Consider the following 1,975-nt stretch of genomic DNA (forward strand, 5'->3'; position numbering starts at 1 on the left):
AGCCATAGGAAGTTAGAGGTACACAACGAAAGTGAACCTGATTCGGCAAGGCAGGAGGGTAAGCGTGCAAAATAGCGCGAAGCCCGATACTCGGTCAGTCCTGTTTTGTGCTTGAGGGTGGAATTTCTAACAGGGCGTCAGTGCAGTAACTGGGGAAGCCTGGCACCTAAACTTACTTAGAGTAAGTGGTTAACGTTCAAGGGGAGACTCAAGATGTTAATCGGTGTGAGGTGGCAGATGAAGCCGTAGTAGTGAGTAAAGTTCGGCCAGTGAAAGCCAGTAATGGTGTGGAGGATAAAACCGAACTGACCATCAGCAGTGTTTGATGGCGTCCTTATCAGCCAAAAGCGGATAAGGATGGCGAAGGGCGGAAGTACATAGTAAGTCTGTGATGAGCAGATGTTTTTTTTTTCAGTGGTACACGAATCGACTAGCTATCGACGTCTTTGTACTTGGTTTGTCGCGGAAGCGATAGACTGGCCACGAAACGGTACATGGGAGTAATGTGGGAAACGTTGAGTAGATTGCCATTGGGCTAGCACGCTCAACTACCATGTGAAATAGACCAACACGAAGAGAAGTCATCGGCCCCCACACAGCACACCATCTTCGGGGAGAAACGTGCGGGTGTATTACAGTTTGTACGGTCACTTGCTTAATAAAGCAAGACTGTTCAAGGGATTTAAAAAGGTATTCAAAGCGAAAGGTGCGGCCGGAATAGATGGGCAGAGCCTGAGTGCGTTTGCCTCAAATCTGGATAATGAACTCACGCAGCTTCTTCTCGAACTCAAAACCAAACGCTATCAACCGCAGCCGGTAAGGCGGGTTGTTATCCCGAAAGACGGTGGTGGCGAGCGTCTGTTGGGTATTCCAACGATAAGAGATAGAGTCGTTCAACAATGCTTGAAAGACCTCCTAACCCCCATCTTCGAAGAACAGTTCCATCCATCAAGCTTTGGTTATAGGCCGAAGCGGAGCTGTCACGATGCCATCAATAAAGCCACGATGTTTATCCGTCGATACGGACGGCGACATGTGGTGGATATGGACCTGTCGAAGTGCTTCGATAAGCTGGACCATAGACTTATCATAGAGAGTATCAAAAGACGGGTCTGTGACGGCAGCGTGCTGAGCCTCATCGCACAGTTCTTACAAAGTGGGGTAATGGTCGATGGGCATTGGCAGCAAACAGAAACAGGCAGTCCGCAAGGTGGTGTGATAAGCCCACTGATAGCGAATATCTATCTGGATGCGTTCGATGAGGAAATGAAACAGCGGGGCCACAGAATAGTGCGCTATGCTGATGACATCCTTATCTTGTGTTGCAGTCGTGCAGCGGCAGAAAATGCCAAAGCACAAGCCACACAAATCTTAGAAGGAAAACTTAAGCTAAGTGTAAACACGGAGAAAACACACATCACACACAGTGATGATGGTGTGAAGTTCCTCGGCGTTGAAATCGGGACGAAACATACCCGCATACAACCTAAGAAACTCACCGCGTTTAAGGCGAAGCTAAAGCAGATGACGAAACGCAATGGCGGAATACCGCTGCAATCAGTCATCAATGCACTAAACCCACTGCTAAGAGGGTTCAGTCACTACTTCAAGACAGCCAATGCGAGCAGGGCATTTAAGCAAATAGCGAGCTGGCTAAGGCGCCGCTTGCGCAGCATCCAACTTAAGTTATGGAAGAAGGCGAGCCGCCTCCATCGCTGGTTAAGACAGCATGGTTATAAAGGTAAGTTCGCTCACATCAACATGACGAGTTGGTGCAATGCGCGAAGTCCCTTAGCAAGCTATGCGATGCCAAACAGTTGGTTCGATGAACTCGGGCTAATGAACTTGAAGAATGTTGCAACGGGATATGTGTTTAGCAATTACGCTAAATAACTATGTACATGAGCCGTATACGAGGCCCGTATGTACGGTTCTGTGAGAGGGATGAGGCGGTAACGCCTCACCCTACTCGATG

General features: G+C 48.6%; 1 protein-coding gene. It reads left to right on the forward strand.

The features are described from left to right. Positions 1 to 627: 627 nt before the first annotated feature. Positions 628 to 1,893, forward strand: coding sequence for a group II intron reverse transcriptase/maturase (gene ltrA, locus KO495_RS15725; RefSeq protein WP_354668391.1), 1,266 nt, complete (start codon positions 628 to 630; stop codon positions 1,891 to 1,893). Positions 1,894 to 1,975: the final 82 nt, after the last annotated feature.

This window comes from Colwellia sp. D2M02, from assembly GCF_018860755.1.
In the GTDB taxonomy this organism is placed as follows: Bacteria; Pseudomonadota; Gammaproteobacteria; order Enterobacterales; family Alteromonadaceae; genus Colwellia; species Colwellia asteriadis.